General features: G+C 35.6%; 15 protein-coding genes. 10 read left to right on the top strand and 5 right to left on the bottom strand.

What is annotated here, in order from left to right; genetic code table 11:
• The first annotated feature begins 1 nt into the window (after position 1).
• From BXU11_RS14930 to BXU11_RS14910, 5 genes are all read left to right on the top strand, one after another.
• Positions 2–229, top strand: coding sequence for a hypothetical protein (locus BXU11_RS14930; RefSeq protein ID WP_024980883.1), 228 nt, complete (start codon positions 2–4; stop codon positions 227–229).
• Complete coding sequence (locus BXU11_RS14925; protein WP_078213125.1) at positions 219–599, top strand: YchJ family protein; 381 nt, start codon at positions 219–221, stop codon at positions 597–599. The genes BXU11_RS14930 and BXU11_RS14925 overlap by 11 nt, the downstream gene beginning before the upstream one ends.
• A gap of 162 nt (positions 600–761) precedes the next feature.
• Complete coding sequence (locus tag BXU11_RS14920; protein ID WP_189318540.1) at positions 762–1,427, top strand: META domain-containing protein; 666 nt, start codon at positions 762–764, stop codon at positions 1,425–1,427.
• 275 nt (positions 1,428–1,702) lie between these two features.
• On the top strand, positions 1,703–2,821 hold the full coding sequence (locus BXU11_RS14915) for a VWA domain-containing protein (protein WP_078213123.1): 1,119 nt from the start codon (positions 1,703–1,705) through the stop codon (positions 2,819–2,821).
• A gap of 255 nt (positions 2,822–3,076) precedes the next feature.
• The gene (locus BXU11_RS14910; RefSeq protein ID WP_078213122.1) at positions 3,077–4,540 is read left to right on the top strand and encodes a magnesium chelatase; all 1,464 of its coding nucleotides are present in this window, start codon (positions 3,077–3,079) and stop codon (positions 4,538–4,540) included.
• A gap of 248 nt (positions 4,541–4,788) precedes the next feature.
• Here BXU11_RS14910 and BXU11_RS14905 read toward each other — a convergent pair whose 3' ends face one another.
• Positions 4,789–7,212 carry an AsmA-like C-terminal region-containing protein gene (locus BXU11_RS14905; protein ID WP_139363520.1) on the bottom strand — a complete coding sequence of 808 codons (2,424 nt, stop codon included), beginning with the start codon at positions 7,210–7,212 and terminating at the stop codon, positions 4,789–4,791.
• Between the two features lie 149 nt (positions 7,213–7,361).
• On the opposite strand from BXU11_RS14905, the gene BXU11_RS14900 reads away from it, so the two are divergent.
• Positions 7,362–8,222, top strand: coding sequence for an EamA family transporter (locus BXU11_RS14900; protein WP_078213120.1), 861 nt, complete (start codon positions 7,362–7,364; stop codon positions 8,220–8,222).
• A 251-nt stretch (positions 8,223–8,473) separates the two neighbouring features.
• Here the strand turns inward: BXU11_RS14900 and BXU11_RS14895 are convergent, their stop codons facing one another.
• Positions 8,474–8,998, bottom strand: coding sequence for a hypothetical protein (locus BXU11_RS14895; protein ID WP_078213119.1), 525 nt, complete (start codon positions 8,996–8,998; stop codon positions 8,474–8,476).
• Between the two features lie 409 nt (positions 8,999–9,407).
• On the opposite strand from BXU11_RS14895, the gene BXU11_RS14890 reads away from it, so the two are divergent.
• A complete protein-coding gene (locus tag BXU11_RS14890) occupies positions 9,408–11,270 on the top strand; it encodes a hypothetical protein (RefSeq protein WP_078213118.1) in 1,863 nt (620 codons plus the stop codon).
• 278 nt (positions 11,271–11,548) lie between these two features.
• A complete protein-coding gene (locus BXU11_RS14885) occupies positions 11,549–13,399 on the top strand; it encodes a hypothetical protein (protein ID WP_078213117.1) in 1,851 nt (616 codons plus the stop codon).
• 348 nt (positions 13,400–13,747) lie between these two features.
• Here BXU11_RS14885 and BXU11_RS14880 read toward each other — a convergent pair whose 3' ends face one another.
• On the bottom strand, positions 13,748–14,299 hold the full coding sequence (locus BXU11_RS14880) for a cupin domain-containing protein (RefSeq protein WP_078213116.1): 552 nt from the start codon (positions 14,297–14,299) through the stop codon (positions 13,748–13,750).
• A 71-nt stretch (positions 14,300–14,370) separates the two neighbouring features.
• Positions 14,371–15,204, bottom strand: a complete 834-nt coding sequence (locus BXU11_RS14875) for a helix-turn-helix domain-containing protein (protein ID WP_078213115.1) — start codon at positions 15,202–15,204, stop codon at positions 14,371–14,373.
• Between the two features lie 809 nt (positions 15,205–16,013).
• Here BXU11_RS14875 and BXU11_RS14865 point away from each other — a divergent pair.
• A complete protein-coding gene (locus tag BXU11_RS14865) occupies positions 16,014–17,825 on the top strand; it encodes a long-chain fatty acid--CoA ligase (RefSeq protein WP_078213113.1) in 1,812 nt (603 codons plus the stop codon).
• 173 nt (positions 17,826–17,998) lie between these two features.
• Here BXU11_RS14865 and BXU11_RS14860 read toward each other — a convergent pair whose 3' ends face one another.
• Positions 17,999–18,757 carry a response regulator transcription factor gene (locus tag BXU11_RS14860; protein ID WP_078213112.1) on the bottom strand — a complete coding sequence of 253 codons (759 nt, stop codon included), beginning with the start codon at positions 18,755–18,757 and terminating at the stop codon, positions 17,999–18,001.
• A gap of 190 nt (positions 18,758–18,947) precedes the next feature.
• Between BXU11_RS14860 and BXU11_RS14855 the strand changes: the two genes are divergently transcribed.
• Complete coding sequence (locus tag BXU11_RS14855; protein ID WP_078213165.1) at positions 18,948–19,598, top strand: DUF1349 domain-containing protein; 651 nt, start codon at positions 18,948–18,950, stop codon at positions 19,596–19,598.
• Positions 19,599–19,764 lie beyond the last annotated feature (166 nt).

Raw genomic sequence — 19,764 nt, 5'->3', positions numbered from 1 at the left:
TATGAGCCAGAATCCGTTTGACCAATTGAAAATACAAGTGCAAGAAATTATCGACTTGATAGCACAAAAACAAAACCGAGAAGCCAATAATAAATTGACCGAAGTGAGCGAAGCATTAGATGAACTTTTGGATCATTCAGAAGATGATGCTGATTTAATCGAAATCAGCAAATATCAAGTGTTGTTGAATCAGTTGTTTCAAAAAATCAATCCTGAGGATGCACAATAATACTTGTCCGTGCGGCTCAGGAAATGCTTTTGGAGCGTGTTGCGAAAAATACATTTTAGGCTACGAAACCGCGCCAACCGCTCTAGCTTTAATGCGCTCTAGGTATAGTGCTTACGTAGTTAAAAATGCGGACTATTTGATAGCGACTACACACGAGAGTACTAGAAGCCTTTTTTCTAAAGATGAAATTTTACTTTGGGCTAGCGAAAACCAATGGGAAAAGTTAGAAATTATTGCTTTTGATGCTACAATCGTTGAATTTCAAGCTTTTTTTACCGGGCCTGATGGTGAAAAATATAGCCACCATGAACGTTCCACTTTTGAGAAAGTTGACGGGCACTGGTTTTATGTTGATGGTGTGTTCTTATAAATGTTTTTTGTTTTATTTCCTTTAAAATTTTCAATCATGATGCGATATTGTTGTACTTTATTTTTCCTTTTTTTACTCTGCAGTTGTAAAACGCAAGCAACGCAGCCTGTTATAACTGCTAATGAGCAACCTACTAGAGCGTATCAATTACAAAAAGAGAATATGGAAAAAGAAATTTATTTTCGAGCAATGGGGAATGAACCTGAATGGAGTTTGAAAATTAGCTCAAATCAAATTGAGTTTACTTCTTTATTGCCTGATTTCAAAGCATTCAATGCTCCGCATGTTGAGCCAGTACGAGCGATGGATGCTAATGTAAAACGTTACAGTGTATCGACCGAAAGAGGGACGATGATTATTACTATCGAGCAGGATCAGTGTACTAATACCATGTCTGGCGCTGTTTTGCCGTATCAAGTTAGGGTAGAAGTGTATAAAGGAAATGACTTAAATGCTACATTCTCAGGTTGTGGTTATTATGTAGTGGATCCGAAACTGCATGATATTTGGGTCTTAGAAAAGATGAATGGAGAAAATATGTCGATCAACAAATTCAGCAAAGAATTACCTTATCTAGAAATCAACACGACAGAAGGAACCTTTATGGGTTATGCGGGTTGTAACCGAATGAAAGGGAAACTCTTTTTTGAAAAAGGGTTGTTACGCTTCACAAATATAACTACTACTGAAATGGCTTGTGGTTCCCAAAATAGAGAAAGTGAACTACTCCATTCGCTACAGAGCAGTACGACCTACCAAGTTGCCAATATGCGATTAACGCTGACTAATCCGTCTGGAATTGAGTTGGTTTTTAAAAAAGTAGATTAGCGTTTTTAACCTTCTTTTCCTTTTAACTTAAAATTAATAAACGTTCGGCAGACAACCGAATCAAAATGCTGTATTTTTAATTTGCCAATCGAAAGGCCCATTGTTGCTCTTTAGCCCCGGTAGTAGCGGCATCCTTTTTCTTTTTTCTTTAAAAAGAAAAAGATATAGCGGATGACGGGACGATGCTGGCTAAAAAGCCTATTGTTTCTGCTCCAAAATAGGAGCGAAGTTTGTAATGAAAATATTGTGATTCCTAATCCTATTTGTTGTTTGTGATGAAAAACCAAAACCGTGCTGGATTTTATTTTAAGACGTATGAAGCGCCATTTCAGTCGCCGTTTGATCGTTTGTTTCCTATTTTTAAAGAATTAATTACGCATACTTCGGGCGATTTTGACGAGGCGATTGCTTGGCTGCGCGAATTGGACAAGGAATATAAATTGACCGATGCCAGTTATACCATTGATGATTTTATTGAAGATTTAAAGAAAAAAGGCTACATCCGTGAGGAACTGAAAGACGACGGCACAACTGGAACGGGCATTACGGCCAAAACCGAACGCGCTATTCGTCAACAAGCGCTGGATACTATTTTTGGTACTATGAAACGCTCCGGGAATGGTAATCATAAAGCGAAACACAGTGGCAATGGCGATGAACATACGGGTGAGTTTCGTGAGTTTCATTTTGGGGATAGTTTGGAACGTATTTCGCTGACAGAAAGTTTGCGCAATGCCCAAATCAATAATGGGGTAGCCGATTTTAAACTTACAGAAAACGACTTGGTGGTCGAAGATACCCAATACAAAGCCCAAATGAGTACGGTTTTGATGATTGATATTAGCCACAGTATGATTTTGTACGGCGAAGACCGCATCACGCCTGCCAAAAAAGTAGCGATGGCATTGGCTGAACTGATTACAACACGTTATCCAAAAGATACTTTGGATATTTTGGTTTTTGGAAATGATGCTTGGACGATTGCGATTAAGGATTTGCCGTATCTAAAAGTTGGACCTTATCATACTAATACTGTCGCGGGTTTGCAATTGGCTATGGATTTACTCCGAAGAAAACGCAACACCAACAAGCAAATTTTTATGATTACTGACGGGAAGCCAAGTTGCGTGAGGGAGAAAGATGGCTCGTATTATATGAATAGTAATGGCTTAGACCAATACATTGTAGACAAATGCTACACTCAGGCACAGCAAGCTAGAAAATTACACATTCCTATCACCACTTTTATGATAGCGAATGATCCGTATCTGCAAAAATTCGTGACTTATTTTACCGAAGCCAATCAAGGAAAAGCCTTTTATACGGGTTTGAAAGGACTGGGAGAAATGATTTTTGAGGATTATGAAGCGAATAGGAAGAAGAGGATTAAGTAGGGAGTGTTCAGAAGGCAGAAGGCAGTGTTCAGAAAGAAGAAAATAGAAGTCAGAAAATAGAAATTAGTAAAAGAGAATCAAAACAATAAACTATAACGATTTTATTGTTTTTTCTACTCCCCTCTTGAGAGGGGCTGGGGGTGTGTTTTTTAGGAAGCAATTTTAAGAAAGAAGTTAAAAAAATATAATTTAAGGCATTCAATACCAATTGAGAAGTTTACTTAATGACCTTAGAAAAGCAATAATTATCTACATATGAAAATAGAAAATAATACCACTTTAGGCGCATTAAAAGAATCGGGTTATCAGCCAAGAACGATTAAAGAAGAATTGCGCGATAATTTGAGGAAGAAATTGCAAGCAGGTATTCCGACTTTTGAAGGGGTACACGGATTTGAAAATTCGGTGATTCCAGAGTTGGAGCGCGCTATTTTGTCGAAACACAATATCAATTTGCTAGGACTTCGCGGGCAAGCCAAAACTCGTTTGGCTAGAAAGATGGTCGAATTATTGGACGAATACATTCCATTTGTGGCGGGTTCTGAGATTAATGATGATCCTTTCCGCCCGATTTCTCGTTACGCCAAGGATTTGATTGCCGAGTTAGGTGATGAAACTCCCATTGAATGGTTGCCAAGAAGCGAACGTTTTTATGAAAAATTAGCGACGCCAGACGTAACAGTAGCCGATTTAATTGGCGATGTCGATCCTATCAAGGCGGCGAATCTAAAGTTGTCGTATGCGGATGATCGTGTGATTCATTTTGGGATGATTCCAAGAGCGAATCGCTGTATTTTCGTCATCAATGAATTACCCGATTTACAAGCTAGAATTCAAGTGGCGTTGTTTAATATTTTGCAAGAAGGTGATATTCAAATTCGAGGCTATAAGTTAAGAATGGCTTTGGATATGCAGTTTGTTTTTACCGCCAATCCAGAAGATTATACCAATCGTGGGAGTATTGTTACGCCATTGAAAGACCGAATTGGTTCTCAAATTTTAACGCATTACCCCGAAACTATAGCTATTGCTCGCACCATCACACAGCAAGAAGCCAAGTTAGAAAGCAGTCAAACCGATGTGGTGTATGTGCCTTCTTTGGCCAAAGATTTGTTGGAACAAATTAGCTTTGAAGCTCGTGATAGCGATTTTATTGATCCAAAAAGTGGCGTGAGTGCTAGAATGAGTATCACGGCCTACGAAAACCTGATAAGTACTGCCGAGCGTCGTGCTTTAAAAGCGGGTGAAAGCACTACATCTGTTCGTTTGTCTGATTTTATGGGTGTTATTCCTGCCATAACCGGAAAAGTAGAATTGGTTTACGAAGGTGAGCAAGAAGGCGCAGCCGCGGTAGCACAGCATTTGATCAACGATGCCATTCATTCTTTTTTTCCAGGCTATTTTCCAAAGATTGAAAAATTGGAAAAACAAGGAGAAAAAACGGCTTATACCGATACTTTAGAATGGTTTTTTGCCGAAAGTGGTTTTGAATTATTGGACGATGCCACCAAAGAAGAGTATGAAACTATTTTGGATAGTGTTACACCATTAGAAGTCATTATCAAAAAATACCAACCGCAATTACCCAAGGAAGATTATTATTTTATGAAAGAGTTCTTGTTGTGGGGGTTGGCTTCGTATAAAAAGTTGAGCAAAGATCGTTTTTCTGAAGGGTATCAGTTCAAGGATCCGTTTGGGAGTTACATCAGTAAATTATAAATAACCTGTTGGATAAAATACAAATTAAGATAGAGAATTAACCACATAGAATCATAGATTAAAGCAAATCAACCTAGAAAAAATAGAAATAACTCTATTTTCTCACATAGATTAGCTATGTGAATAGTATAACGTCTATCTATTTCTTTTAAAAAAACTACAAATTCTATGTTTCTATGTGGTAAAAACCATTCCGCAACACTGGAGATAAATTGTAAAAGGGTTTAGTGTAAAAGCTAAACCCTTTTTTATTGCAGTTTTTCGTTTTTGTAGCGCAGTTTGATTTTAAACGGAGCATTGCCTTCTTCAATGGCTTGAAGGTGTAGGGTGATGCCTTTTTTTCTATTTTCTTGGACTACTTTTTTATTGGTTATCTCTTCGTCTTTTGCAGGGTCTCGCAAATGAACATCGAGTTGCATATTAGAATTTCCATAAAAACCATAACTTCCTGCTAAATCAAAATTGAATACAGATGTGTTTATTGGTGTAGGAGCAATGTTGGCAAAACCATTTTTAAAAACAATGTTGATTGTAAGAGGATTAATAGTTACGCGATTAAAATTCCGAAACGGGAAGGCGTATTTTCCAATTCTTTGCAAAGGTTCAAATTGGTTCAAAGCGCCATTATTCAGGTTAAGTTTTAAATTTCCGGTTAGAGAACGCTTAACGATAGTAATGTTATTATCAAAGTAGCCATCCAAAACACCCGAAACAGAAATTAAACCCGAAACGGATTTTGGAGTGAGAGCTTTGGAACCAAAATTATCAAAAGCGCTCAGTAAGGCTGCACTGTTTACTTTACTTGCGTTAAGTTTTGCGTTGAAGTGGTTGTTTTTGTTTTGATACGAAACCATTCCGTTTACCATTAATGAACCACCGCCAAATTGTAGCGAAGCCTCTTTTAAGATGGTACGGTCGGGAACTACATTAATTTGCGCTATCGCATTTCGTGCTTTAAATTTTTTATAAACAATGTTTTCAGCTCTTAAATGAACTGTTGCGTTGGATTGATGTAAAATATTGATAAAGTCAGGAGTAATAGAAGTTGATTTTTTTAGATTAGCCGTTTTTTTACTTCCGAAACTGAAGTCTTGTAAATCAATTGTTCGAGCTTGAATGTCCCAATTTACCATAATTTTTTCTGGTGTATCATAGTAAAAATTTAAAAAATTAGCAGACTGACCTTTCATCAGTAAGGCACTATTTTGGGTGTTCAATACGATTTTATTGACTTTCAATTCTTTTGAAGTAAACGATAAATCAACACTGCTATTTTTGAATTTTTTCTTTGAACTTATATGCGTTCCACTCGCGTTTTGAATCACGACTGACCCAATTAGAAAAGGTTTTTGCATTTCTAAATTCACCACATCAGCTTTGAACGTAAGACGCAAATCTGCTTTTCCATTCCCAAAGGACAGGGTTTTGCCAATCATCGTTTGATTGAGTTGTGCCAAATCAAAACGGCTTATAAATGCGCCCGAGGCGATGGGTTTTTTCAAATCCAAAATCATCATATTTTTGGTGGTAAACGGAATCGAATGGACTTTTCCCCGAAAATCATTGAGCAAGATTGCCGAATTTTCATCGCTTATGCCTTTGTTCTTTTGGTATTCGTTGGTAAAAATGCCTTTAAAAGTACAATCGGTTACTTGATGGTCGAAGTAGCTCAGTTCATTATTTTTGATATTAGCTTCCACTCGAATGTTGGGGTCGCCTTCTTTGTTCAAGTCGCCAACAATAGTGCATTGCACGCCAAAAGGGTCTTTAAAATCAAAAGGGTTGAGTTTGCTGCTAATGTTGTTGGACAACAGTTTATAAGCCGCTTGCCAGCGAATATTTGGATTGGTAATAGCAATAGAAAAGGAACTGTTGGTCTTGCTAATCCCAAAATGCGACTGAATTTGAAAAACGTCTTCTCCAATAGATAAAGCAGGAGTATTAATTGCAATTGAGCCTTTACTTTCGGAATATTTTGCTTGTAAAGCTCCTTGAATGATTTTGTTTTTAGCAAAACTTCCGTGTTGTGTATTAAATGTCAAACTTTTCACTAAGGTGTTTAACGAAATATCAGCTTCCCAACCTTCTGAAGTTGTATGTTTTTCTATCCGAAGTTTTTCGATAACAAAATCAAATTTTTTATGCTTGAATTGGTTATCAGAAACAAAGGAAACATTGTTGAAATTTAGGTGATTCAAATCCAATGACAACGAACTTGAACTTGTAGTGTCGGTTTTTGGTGCACTAGAAAAAACGGAGGTATTGCTATAGCCTTTTGTGTCTAAATACAATTGTACTTCGGCATCATTGATGGAAAGATGGTCTAATTTTATCTTCTTTAGGAATACCGCCCAAGGCTGAATTTCGGCATAAATCGAAGGGGCTTGCAACAACGTTCTTTTATGTTGTGCCCACAAACTGTCTTTGATACTTACTTCTTTTACAGCAATGGTTATGTTGGGAAATCCACGAAAAAAGAGTACTTCAAGGTCGCCAATTGTTACTTCGCCTTTGCAATTTTCATTGGCAATCCGACGCACCTCTTTTAGCAGTTCATTATGATGAGAGCTTACATACCAACCCAAAGCACCATAGCCAATAAAAAGAAGCATCGTCAAGAATAGGATAATTTTACCCACTTTTTTGCCTATTGGCCACCATTTTTCTGTCATAGTAAAATGTTTTGGAATTGAAAAGGCTTCATTTTGAATCAAATATAATCAACTGAAGCCACTTACGGAAGTAAAACGCAAACTATGCCTTTCTTTACAGAAAGAAAACCACAATAGAATTTGTATTTTTGGTAAATAATCCAATTGTTATGCTCTTTTTAATTTTAAGTATCGTTTGCAGTGTTACCGTAGGCGTACTTTTCAAGTGGTTCAGAAATCACGCTGCTTTCAACAGTAAAGCCATTATTGCGACCAATTATGCGATTGCCTTGTTGTTGTGTTATTTTTGTTTTCCACCACAATTCGATACGCTACTTGAACAAGCGCCTTGGCCGTTGTATCTTGCTCTCGGACTGCTGTTGCCGAGTGTTTTTTTATTGCTTTCACAATCCATTCGGTATATGGGTATTGTCAAGACTGATGCCGCACAGCGCTTGTCGTTGTTTATTCCGTTACTTGCTTCTTGGTTGCTTTTTGGGGAGCAATTTAGTACCCTCAAAGTCTTGGCTTTTGGATTAGGATTTCCAGCCTTACTGCTTATTTTGTCTAAACCCACCGCCAATAGCAATTCCAATTGGGGCTATCCTGCTATGGTGTTGCTGGGTTTTGGAGTCATCGATATTTTGTTCAAACAAATCGCCTTGCAAACGCAACTGCCATTTACCACCTCGCTTTTAGTCATTTTTGCGTTGGCTTTGGTGATTATGAGTGGCGTAGTGGGCTACGAAATTTTTATCCAACGCCAAAAAATCTCGGGTATCAATGCCCTTTGGGGAGTTGCTGTAGGCGTATTCAATTTTGGAAACATCTATTTTTACCTCAAGGCGCACCAAGCCTTTTCCGAAAATCCGTCCACTGTTTTTGCAGGAATGAATATGGGCGTCATCGTTTTGGGCAGTCTCATTGGTGTGTTAATTTTTAAAGAAAAACTTTCCCAGAAGAACTATTTGGGGATTTTCTTGGCCTTATTAGCCATTGTCCTCCTCACGTATGCTCAATTAAATACTTAATCTTTTCTAGGAGCACCACATCTTTGCGCACCACACGAGTCGTCCCGCTTTCCGCTACAATCTTTTTTTTAGACCTGACAGGTTTCTAAAACCTGTCAGGTCTAAAAAAAGGATTTCCGCTACAATCGGGGCTAGGCGAGACGTTTTGTTTTCATAACAAAAAAACAGCATCATCGTTTAAAGAAAAGTATTGTTTTAATAAACCGCGATGCAAACGCAACGTTGACAGAATTAGAGAATCAACACCATTTTCATTCCTCCTCATCGTCTTCCTCCTCTTCACTATCTCCCATATTCTCAAAAAAAGCATCAGGATCAAACGGAATATCTTCATCAGGATCTTTGTCGTGTGCACTTACTCCAGGCGGATTGAACAATCCCCAATCGTCTTTGATGTAATTCCATTGGTCAAAGTTTTCAACCCAGTCCACAAATAAAAGCCGGAACTCTTCAATTTCACTTCTCAATAACCGAATATAATCTTGGTCGGGAATATTTTCTTCATAGCGCAAACTTCCTGCTTGTACATACAAATCTCTAGCCGCCTTCCGAACAAGAGTAGCATTTTCCATCTTTAAATCGTACAAATCAATAGCGCTAGCTCCTGCTATTTTTGGCGCTAGCAACATCGCGTTTTCCATCATAAAACACACGGTGGTTTCTTGAAGGTATTCATTGTCTTTTGGAACTATTTCTACTAAACCCATCGTAATTTTTAAAATTTGAAGGGCTTTTTGGTACAATGGCATTTGCTCTAATCGATCTCGTCTTGACATGGTGATTGGGTAGAATTAACTTGTTGTAAGTTATAAAAAACTACATAAATATAAGTTGTAGCACTTAAAAATAAAATCAAGAAGCTTTAATAGGATTCACAACTTTATTCAGACTAAAATTAAAACTTTTTTAAAGTTAAGTTGTTGTAAATCAGATGCACAGCCTGTTTTTGGAAAAAAGTAAATACAGTACTGTTTATTTTCTTAATAGAAATTGTAAAAAGCCAAGATTTATGAGGTTTTATAAGTTGGATATAGTTTAAAAAACTATCATTGGATTAATTTTATTTTCCTAATGTGTTAATATTGAGAATAATATGTTAAATTTACTACTGTTGAAAATAGAAATTTACTTCCTAGTTTATTTTAATAATACAGTCGACTTAATTTATCTCTAAAATTTTTTACTATGAAAAAACATTTATTACTGGTACTCTTGTTACAATTAGTAATATGGAGTTGTTCAACTACTAAGGATACAGTTCGTTCTTCTAAAGATGAAGTAAAAGCTACATTAGATTTAGTGAATGTGTCAAATGATAAAGTAAAAGTGACGGTAAAGCCAGTACGAATTACGGCAACAACAATTTCGTATCAATTAGCCAAGATTATTCCTGGTACGTATGCAATTGCTGATTATGGGCGTTATGTTGACGATTTTAAAGCCTATGATGCATCAGGAAAAGAACTTACAGTGACTAAAAAAGATGTCAATACTTGGACAATCTCTAATGCCAATCAATTGGACCGTTTAGAATACCTAGTCAACGACACCTATGATTCTGAAGAAGGGCAAGCATTTGCCGAAAATTCTACCACCATTTTCTCTCCAGCGGGAACTAATATTTTACAAGGTGAAAATTTTATGCTGAACCTTTGTGGATTTGTGGGGTATTTTGACAATCAAAAGGATTTTACTTATAAACTAACAGTAAATCACCCCAAAGATTTAGTGGGAACTACTGCATTAATAGATACAGATACTAGTGATACAAATGACATTTTTCAATTGTCGCGCTACGCTGAAGTAGTGGATAGTCCTATTATGTATGCCAAACCAGATGTGTCTTCATTTTCTGTAGACGGAATGGATGTGTATTTGCACGTATACTCACCACGCAATAAAAGCATTAATTCACAAGCGCTGCTACCCGATATAAAGAAAATGATAACCGCACAGAAAAAATTCTTGGGCAAGATTAATACCACTAAAAAGTATGCAATCCTTGTATATATCACCTCAATGAACAACGATGATGCTAAAGGTTTGGGGGCTTTAGAACATAATACTTCAACTACGGCCACTTTTAAGGATGATATGAAAATAACGGAATTGATTCACGTAATTTCTCATGAGTTTTTCCATACCCTAACACCGCTTAAAGTACATTCGAAAGAAATACACGATTTTGATTTTAATCAACCGCAGATGTCACAACATTTATGGATGTACGAGGGTTTTACAGAATATTTCGCCAATCTATTTCAAGTAAAAGAAGGTTTGATTGATGCCCCTGTTTTTTATAATACGATGAGCGAAAAGTTATTGAATTCAAGAACCTACTTCAAAGACGATTTGTCTTTTACTGAAATGAGTAAAAACGTTTTGGTTCCTGCGATGAAAAAACAATATCCCAACGTCTACGAAAAAGGAGCGTTGATGGCCATGTGCTTGGATGTTATTATTAGAGACAAAAGTAACGGTAAACGCGGAATTCTGAACGTCATGGGTGAATTATCAAAAATATACGGACCAACAAGACCCTTCGACGACAATGCCTTTATAGCAGAGTTTACAAAAATTACCTATCCAGAAGTAGGGGAGTTTTTGCAAACACATATTGTAAAAGGAGTGCCTATCAATTATAACGAATACTTATCAAAAGTAGGGGTATCTACCATTAAAGTACAAATACCAGTTAAAATCGCATTCTATTTTGATAATAAGATGTTCTTAAAAATGGATGAAAAGAAAAATGTCTATATAGATGCCAAAGACGGCTCAAATGAATTTATCAAAGCAATTGGTTTTGAAAATAATGATCAAGTAATTGAATTAAATGGAATCCCAGTAAACGGAGAAGACATCAACAAATTAATGATGCCTGTTTATGGGTTAGAAGTAGGGGCACCATTTAAGGCGAAAATTATTCGAAATGGTAGCGAAAAACAATTGAGTGGGGCAGTAAAATTAAATACATCAGAAGGCGATGGATTCCGCTATACAGATACGTCCAAACAAGCTTTGAACCAATTGTGGTTAAAAGGATAATCGTTTACGATCACAAAATCTAAAGATTGCCGATTAAACCTAAAACTGTTAAAAATAAAAGAGAAAGCAACTGTCAAAAACACTTGCATTCTTTTCCTCTGTGTATTGGTTAGTTTTTCCTTTTAATAGTTGAACTGCGAAGGATAGTACGCTACCAAAAAAGGAACTGTAATGGAGATGAAAGTTTTGGATAATAAATCGATGCGATAATTAAATTTTTGATTTTTAAGTTTTTTTAAGTGTAAAAGAGTTGAGTTGATGTTTTAAACCAATAAACTATGAAAAAACTAGTAATACTGCTTTTCCTTTCTCAATTAATGCTCTGGAGTTGCTCCACATCGACACCAACGAATGAAGTGAGTGCCACTTTGGATTTAGTGAATGTTTCAAATGACAAAGTAAAAGTCGTGGTTAAGCCTGCTGCTTTTGATGCTTCAACGATTACTTTTCAGGTGCCAAAAATTATTCCAGGCACTTATGCTTTGCAAGATTATGGAAGGTATATTGAAGATTTCAAAGCTCTTGACAAAGACGGAAAGACGCTTCCTGTAACTAAAAAAGATGTCAATACGTGGGTGATTACCGATGCTAAAAAATTAGACCACGTTGAATATTTAGTAAATGACACTTTTGACCAAGAAGTTGTTCAAATGAGTAAAAATGAAAGCGTAGCCTTTTCGCCAGCAGGAACCAATATTCTAAAAGGTCAAAATTTCTATTTGAATTTAGGTGGATTTGTAGGTTATTTTGAGAATCAACAAGAGAAACCTTTTGTGTTAACTATTGAACATCCCAAAGAATTAACTGGAACAACAGCTATGGTAGATGAGGATACGAGTGATACCAAAGATGTTTTTAAAACGACTCGGTATGCAACATTAATCGATAGTCCCATTATGTATGCCAAACCTGATATTTCAACCTTTACAATTGATGATATGGAGGTCGTGCTCCACGTGTATTCACCCAGAAATACAAAGGTGACTTCAAAATTCCTAATGCCAGCTTTGCAAAAAACAATGATAGCTCAAAAAGATTTTTTAGAAGCGATTAATACCACCAAAAGATATGCGGTCTTGGTGTATCTCACTGCAAGAACAGAAGATGATGCTCAAGGTACAGGTGCCCTAGAACACAACAGTTCCACCACTGGCACATTTGAAGACGATATGCAAGCCACAGGATTGGAGCATACCATTTCGCATGAGTTCTTTCATACCTTTACTCCTTTAAACGTGCATTCGAAAGAGATTCAGTTTTTCGATTTCAATACTCCGAAAATGTCGGAACATTTGTGGATGTATGAAGGTTTTACGGAATATTTTTCGGTGTTATTCAAAACCAATAAACGTATGGCAAACGAACAAGCGCTCTACGATGTAATAGCAGATAAGATAAATTTTGCTTCTACTTTGTATAGTGATACCATGTCATTAACTGAAGTAAGCAAGAACGTAGTCGACCCTGTAGTCAACAAACAGTTTGGGAATTTCTATAACAAAGGCACACTGGCTGCGATGTGTTTGGATATTATTATCAGAGAAAAAAGCAATGGGAAAAGAGGTATTTTGAGTGTAATGGGAGAGTTGTCAAAACTTTACGGAGCAGAAAAAGCGTTTAAGGACGAGGAATTGATTCCGATTTTTACAAAATTAACCTATCCAGAAGTGGGCGTATTTCTTCAAAATCATGTAGTTCAAAATAAACCCATAGATTATGGCTCTTATTTAGCAAAGGTGGGCGTTTCTTTGAAAAAAGTGAAGGTACCAGTTCAAATGGCTTTTTCATTGGGAACCACTACTTATTTTAAAGTGGACTCCAAAACAAACAAAGTGTTTATAACTACTTTAGATGGCAAAAATGAATTTTTAAAAGCCGTAGGATTTCAAGATAATGATGAAATTGTTGATTTACGAGGCATAAAACCTGAAGGTCCTGATAGTGGTAAATTAGCTTCTATTTTGGCTTTTAATCTAAAAGATGGTGACGACTACACAGCCAAAGTCATTCGAAAAGGAAAAACAATTGACTTGAAAGGAAAAGTAAAACTGAATCAAGTAGATGGAAATAAAATTGAATTTACTGATGCATCAAAAGCTAAATTAAAAGACCAATGGTTGTATAATTAAATACAGCATCACTACTTTTAATTTGAATATAACCAACTCCGTAAAGAATAGAATTTGCGAAGTTTTTTAATAATATTCTTCTTCTTGATTACTATTACCTAAACTGCACAAAGTGATCTAACTTTGCACATTTTTTATGCTATATTGGAGCTGTAAACATACTAAAAGTCTCCTAAATTTTTCAGTTGAGGTATTCCAAAATATAGAGGTTTGCTTATAAGCTGAGTTTGATTATCATAGGTAATGTAACAACGGTTGTTTTTAGTTTTTTTATCCCTTTTGAAAAGCAAAACATAAGTTAGATTAGTGTATGTTTTATAACACCTTAGTAATTTGCTTATTTTTCCATCAATACGCCAAAGGAGGTCCCATAATCTTCATGTCATGATCTTCAAAGATTTTAGCGGCTATTTCTGGTTTTGGAGGCGTTGTGAGGTTGCCAATTGTTCTAAAGAAATCTTCCATTTTTCCTGAAGGTTGAAAAAGAAAAAACATTTTCCCCGTGGCCGATACTTGTGCGAAGGTGTGAGGAACATTTCTCGGCAAGAAAATAGTGTCTCCTGTTTGTAGTTGATAGCGTTCCGAACCTACTTGAAAGAGATAGTGACCACTTACAATAAAGAAAATCTCATCTTGATTAGGATGAATATGCAAGGGAGGTCCACCTTTTTCATTTCCAATGTACTCAAATATACTAAGCGCACCATCGGTATCTTTGGATGCAATTTTGATATTATTGGGACTACTGCCGTTGATGAGGTTTTTTTCCTCAAACCTACTTTGGTTGGCTTTTACAACAAATCCTTTTGTGGTTCTTGTGGAAGGAGTAGGCAACTCGTGTCCTAAAGCCAATAACGGAAGGGTAGCGGCTGATGCGGTAATAAAATTTCTTCGTTTCATAGTCTTTTGTTGTTGGTTACAGTACAAATTTGCTATGAAATTTTAGCAATAAATGGTAAAAAAACGACATTTTAATAGGTATCCGCTTCACCAAATTTCCGCTCAGGAGAATTCAAATCCAATAAATGAAATGCAGCAGGGGTGTGGTGGGTCAACTCTTTGTAATCTTTAGCTAAATGTTGGTAATCATAGTATCCACATTGTATGGCTATGGTTAGCCAATCGTAGTGTGGATATTTGTTTTTCATTCGGAAAGTGCTTTCAAATCGAATGATTTTACTAAAATATTTTGGAGAAACTCCCATACGTTCTACAAACTTTCGTTCAAATTGACGTGGACTCAAACAAGCAGCTTGCGCTTGTGAATCGATACTAAAATTTTGAGTAGCGCTCAATAAGGTATTACAAACCCTATCCAACCGATGCGCCTCTTTTTTTTGATGTTGGACTTGACGCCATAAAAAAGATTCGATAACAGTTTTCATCTGAATGTAATCTTTGGCTTGATGCAATTGTTCGTTGATATTCTTTATTTCTTTTTGAAAGACAGTTTCTGCATCAATATAGGAATTGGTAAGCTCATAAGATGGAATGCCAGTGATTCTATATAAAGCTCCAGGACGAAAAACGATTTGGAACACCAAAAAATCATTTCCCACGTAACGATTCGTAATTTCACTTTGTTGCCCCATAAGTACGCTCTTCAAATTACTAATCTTTGTAGCGCTCTTGGTATAAGAAACGGTTTCGGTGTCCTTGGGATAAAAGCTCAAACAGTGTTCGGCTCTTGGTGGATAAGCCTTAAAAGGAAGCGTTGCCTTAGAATCAAATACAAAATGTATTATTCGATAAACCCGAATGAATTCTTGCAAGGCAACAGAGGGCTGTAATTCTAATAAGGCCATTCATTACTTTTTTAGAAAAGTAAAGGTACAAAATCATTGCTTTGAATTGCTAAGTTATTGTAAATGAGGTTTTTTTGGTGATTGTTTTGAATGTTGTTTAAATTAAAAAGCCTTCAGAATGGTAGGTTCTGAAGGCTTTATTATGATTATTGTTATGGGTTTCGATTGTTTATTACTTATGAAAACTAAACGTTGTAGACTAGCCCCGATGGGAGCGGCATCCTTGCTGTGCGGGGTTCGCACAGCAAGATATAGCGTACAGCGGGACGACTCGTGTGGTGTGCAGAAAATGACCTGCTCCAAGAAGACTCAAGACTTCGTATTCATTGATGCTGTTCTTGAATACGAAAAGGACTTAAAGTGTTCTTACTTTTCCGTAAGTGTATTACAAAAACATGAGATTCGTTTGTCAATTCCTAAATGTCTATTTTAAGTAAATCCAAAAACTAAAAAAAATGGCCAACGGTTATTTTGTAGTTTTTTATCCCTTTTGAAAAGACAATTATTCTAAAGGAAGTTATAGTAAAAAGTCGCGAGTTGAGACTTATATCGCATTTTCGTTTTTCAAGAATTATCAAAAAAAAATAAAGTCATGCGTCTTTGTCAGGTAAGGATTATTTCTTCGGTTCACTTCTTTCGTGCGCTTTGATATATCGTCGCTACTAATGGTAAGTTTTACGCTTAAATTTATAATTAAGTACAGTGAAAAAAATAAATGGCCTTACCTTTACAGACTTTAAATTGAACTGCATTTTTATTAGAAGGTTTACAATAATCGTAGTAGGTGTAGTTTTTGTAATACTATAGTGATGAAAAACAATAATAATGATATGATACTTGAAAAGCCTGACAATCTTGTCGAGCTTTTTGAATTAGCGACCAATAAATTTACCAGCAATTCTTTTTTTGGGACAAAGGATTTAAAATCAGGAGTTTTCAACTGGGTTACTTACGGTGCTATTGGTAAGCGTGTGGATGATTTGAGGGGTGGATTGGCGCATTTGAATATTCAAAAAGGCGATGCTGTGGGGATCATCTGTAGTAACCGCGCAGATTGGGCTGTGGCTGCCTTTGCAACTTATGGTTTAGGGGCAAGATTTGTTCCTATGTATGAAAGTGAGAATTACGGTACTTGGGAATACATTATAAAGGATGCCAATGTTAAGTTTTTACTGGTTTCAAGCTTTAGTATCTATGAACAAATTAAGAATTTAAAAGAAAGTGCAATTGCTTTAGAACATATTTATATTATTGATACCATTGGTGATCAAAGTATGAATCATTTGGAAGCAATAGGCCGTACTAATTTTGTTTCGTCGTATATTCCTTCTTCTAGCGAGATTGCTTGTTTAATTTACACATCAGGCACTACTTCTGAGCCTAAAGGAGTTTTGTTAACTCATGGTAATTTGGTTTCAAATGCTAGAGCTGGTTTCAGAAGATACACAAATCACCTTAGTGAGAAATCGGTAAGTTTGTCTATTTTGCCTTGGGCACATAGTTATGGCCAAACTGCAGAACTTTATAATTGGCTCTTTTTTGGAGGTTCTATTGGGTTTATGGTGAGTATGGAAACGCTTGCGGATGATTTTGTAAAAGTGAAGCCTACATTTTTGATTGCTGTTCCTCGAGTTTTTAATAAAATTTACGCAGGTATCCATCAAAAAATGAAAGATGAAGGTGGATTTAAACTTAAACTTTTTCAAAATTCTTTAAAGGCTGCCCGTGATTATCGTCTTAACGAAGGTCGTGTACCGATCGGGACCAAATTGATGTATTGGGTGGGTTCGAAACTGGTCTTTTCTAAAATTAAAGAACGTTTTGGAGGTGATTTAGTAGCCAGTATTACCGGAAGTGCTCAAATGAATGAAGAAGTAACGAATTTTTTCGCTGACATTGGTATTTCGGTATACAACTGTTATGGTTTGAGTGAAACCTCTCCCGCAATAACGATGAATAGTCCAGAATTAAACCGTAAAGGAAGTGTTGGTAGCGCTCTTGAGTTTATTAAAATTCGTATCGACAAAACAGTGGTGGATGACAACAGTGAAGATGGTGAAATACAAGTATCGGGACCTAATCTAATGGTTGGATATCATAACAAGCCAGAAACTACCAAAGAAGTATTTACTGAAGATGGTTGGTTAAGGACTGGTGACCGCGGAAAATTAGATGCTGACGGATTTCTATATATTACTGGCCGACTAAAAGAGCAGTTTAAGCTAGAAAATGGTAAATATGTTTTTCCTTCAGCACTAGAGGAGGATATTGTTTTATTACCGTATATCGAATCAGCAATGATTTATGGTGATGGAAGGCCTTATAATATTTGTGTGGTTGTCCCGGATCATGCTACATTGCGCAAAACAGCAGAGTTTTTAAATATTAAAACCGAAGTGGATAAATTAATTCATTTACCTTCCGTTCAAGAATTTGTTGGTATTGAAATTAGAAAAAGTTTGAAAAATAAATACGGAGGTTATGAAATCCCGAAGAAATTTATATTTTCTGATATATCTTTCACGGTAGAAAATGGATTTCTTACTCAAACTTTAAAATTAAAACGAAGATTAGTTTTGGATAAATTCAAAGATCAAATAGAAGCGTTATATCAAGAATAGCAGGATAGTTTTTGTTTTTATTAAAAAAAAACAGAAGTATCAGTTTTAAGAATACTTCTGTTTTAATGGTATATAACTTATTTGTTTTAGGTTGTTGATGCACTTTGTGGGCAAGGTTTACTTCATCAGTTCACTTTTTTTGTGCAAATTCGCTATCTGGTTTTCAAAAAAGCTTACATTAAATGTAAGTCTTTAGCAATCCTACAGGCTTCAATAGAGTTTTTTACTTGGAGTTTTTTTAATATTTCTTGTCGGTGTCTATTCACTGTATTGATGCTAATACATAACGACTCAGAAATGGATTTGCTCATCATTCCTTTGTCGATCAAGTTAAGTATTTCTTTTTCTCTTTTGGTCAAGATGTTAGTATCGCTATTGCTATCGAGGTCTACTTTTTGACCGTTTTTAGAGTTTACTATGTAGCATTTACTAGAGAAATCAATAACCATTGGGTTGTACAAACACAAAGCAAATCTTAATGTATTGTTATTGGTGTCTGCTATGTAAAACATTCTATGCACTACAGGGATATAGTTTCTAAAATGATTTTGCATTCTTATTTTACTAATAAGATAATGATCAAAACGGATCTTTTTTGGCAGTTTTGTGAAATGATGAAAAAAACGTAATTCGTGAAGATATTTCTTTTTTAGGTCATCAGGATGTAGTAATATTAATATCTGATCTTCCCAAATAGAATCTATTTGACTAGATGTATCTGAATGCTCTATGTTAAGCTCTTTAGCAAATTTTCCAAAATACATATAGCTTCTATTGGTATTTATATCACTCAAAATAGCGATAGCATTTTCAATTTCTGCATATTGTGAAGCGATGTTTCTGTAATGTTCAAGGTTATCTGAACAAGCTTCTTTGCTTCCATGTAAGGACGAAAATTCACTGTTTAGTTTTTTTTTATTTTCATTTTTCATTTGAATCTAAATATGGTTATTTATCAGTATTGAACACCTCGATTGGTAATGTTATTTTTGTATTCTATGTTAATGACATGAATACATTTAAAAGTAGTAAAAGTTCTAGGTTGAATTTTTATAAACCACTTTATTTTAAATGTTTTTAACACTTCAGTTGTATCGCGTAAACAATTTAAATAAGAATAAAATGAGAAATACCTTAGCAACAACATTGTTAGTAATGGTTTGTTTTTTTTCAAAAGCACAAACATTAGAGAAAATGCAATGGTTTAATGAACCCAAAGAATGGAGTATCAAAAACAACAGTTTACAAATGAATGTTACCCCATTAAGTGATTATTGGAGAATTACGCATTATGGTTTTACAATCGATGATGCACCTTTTTATTATGCTACTTACGGAGGAGAATTTGAAGCAAAAGTAAAAATATCTGCAAAATATAAAAGTCGTTTTGATCAATCTGGTTTAATGTTGCGCATTGATCACGAAAATTACATTAAAACAGGGATAGAATTTGTTAACGGAAAATATAATCTTAGTACTGTTGTCACTCATAAAACTTCAGATTGGAATGTTATTACCTTAGAGAAAGAAGTGCCTTATTTGTGGATCAAAGCAGTTAGAAGTTTAGATGCGGTTGAAGTATTCTATTCTTTTGATGATAAAGAGTATGTCTTGATGAGAGTAGCATGGCTGCAAGATAATGTGCCGGTACAAGTAGGATTAATGGGTGCATCGCCAGATGGTGCAGGATTTACTGCGAGTTTCGAAGGTTTTCAAGTCAAGCATGTTGCGGATAAAAGAAGATTGCAGTGGTTAAAAAATAATACAAATTAAAGTGTTAACATTGTTACAAGTAAAGAAAGTACTGGGGTTGGTTTAAACCTTAGTACTTTTTTAATGGAAAATTAATTGTGTAGGGATTGTTTTATGACGGCAATGGTTTTATACTGATTTAAACAACTACAAACTAATACGAAATAGTCAGTTTTACTATTAAATG

Source organism: Flavobacterium sp. LM5 (assembly GCF_002017945.1).
Lineage (GTDB): Bacteria > Bacteroidota > Bacteroidia > Flavobacteriales > Flavobacteriaceae > Flavobacterium > Flavobacterium succinicans.
Note: the sequence above shows the minus strand (reverse complement) of the source record. Positions and strands in the feature narration are given on the sequence as shown.

Bases quoted from the DNA above. Each gene is read 5' to 3' on its own strand.
- BXU11_RS14930 (WP_024980883.1), top strand. From the start codon at position 2: ATGAGCCAGAATCCGTTTGACCAATTGAAAATACAAGTGCAAGAAATT.
- BXU11_RS14925 (WP_078213125.1), top strand. From the start codon at position 219: ATGCACAATAATACTTGTCCGTGCGGCTCAGGAAATGCTTTTGGAGCG.
- BXU11_RS14920 (WP_189318540.1), top strand. From the start codon at position 762: ATGGAAAAAGAAATTTATTTTCGAGCAATGGGGAATGAACCTGAATGG.
- BXU11_RS14915 (WP_078213123.1), top strand. From the start codon at position 1,703: ATGAAAAACCAAAACCGTGCTGGATTTTATTTTAAGACGTATGAAGCG.
- BXU11_RS14910 (WP_078213122.1), top strand. From the start codon at position 3,077: ATGAAAATAGAAAATAATACCACTTTAGGCGCATTAAAAGAATCGGGT.
- BXU11_RS14905 (WP_139363520.1), bottom strand. From the start codon at position 7,212: ATGACAGAAAAATGGTGGCCAATAGGCAAAAAAGTGGGTAAAATTATC.
- BXU11_RS14900 (WP_078213120.1), top strand. From the start codon at position 7,362: ATGCTCTTTTTAATTTTAAGTATCGTTTGCAGTGTTACCGTAGGCGTA.
- BXU11_RS14895 (WP_078213119.1), bottom strand. From the start codon at position 8,998: ATGTCAAGACGAGATCGATTAGAGCAAATGCCATTGTACCAAAAAGCC.
- BXU11_RS14890 (WP_078213118.1), top strand. From the start codon at position 9,408: ATGAAAAAACATTTATTACTGGTACTCTTGTTACAATTAGTAATATGG.
- BXU11_RS14885 (WP_078213117.1), top strand. From the start codon at position 11,549: ATGAAAAAACTAGTAATACTGCTTTTCCTTTCTCAATTAATGCTCTGG.
- BXU11_RS14880 (WP_078213116.1), bottom strand. From the start codon at position 14,299: ATGAAACGAAGAAATTTTATTACCGCATCAGCCGCTACCCTTCCGTTA.
- BXU11_RS14875 (WP_078213115.1), bottom strand. From the start codon at position 15,204: ATGGCCTTATTAGAATTACAGCCCTCTGTTGCCTTGCAAGAATTCATT.
- BXU11_RS14865 (WP_078213113.1), top strand. From the start codon at position 16,014: ATGAAAAACAATAATAATGATATGATACTTGAAAAGCCTGACAATCTT.
- BXU11_RS14860 (WP_078213112.1), bottom strand. From the start codon at position 18,757: ATGAAAAATGAAAATAAAAAAAAACTAAACAGTGAATTTTCGTCCTTA.
- BXU11_RS14855 (WP_078213165.1), top strand. From the start codon at position 18,948: ATGAGAAATACCTTAGCAACAACATTGTTAGTAATGGTTTGTTTTTTT.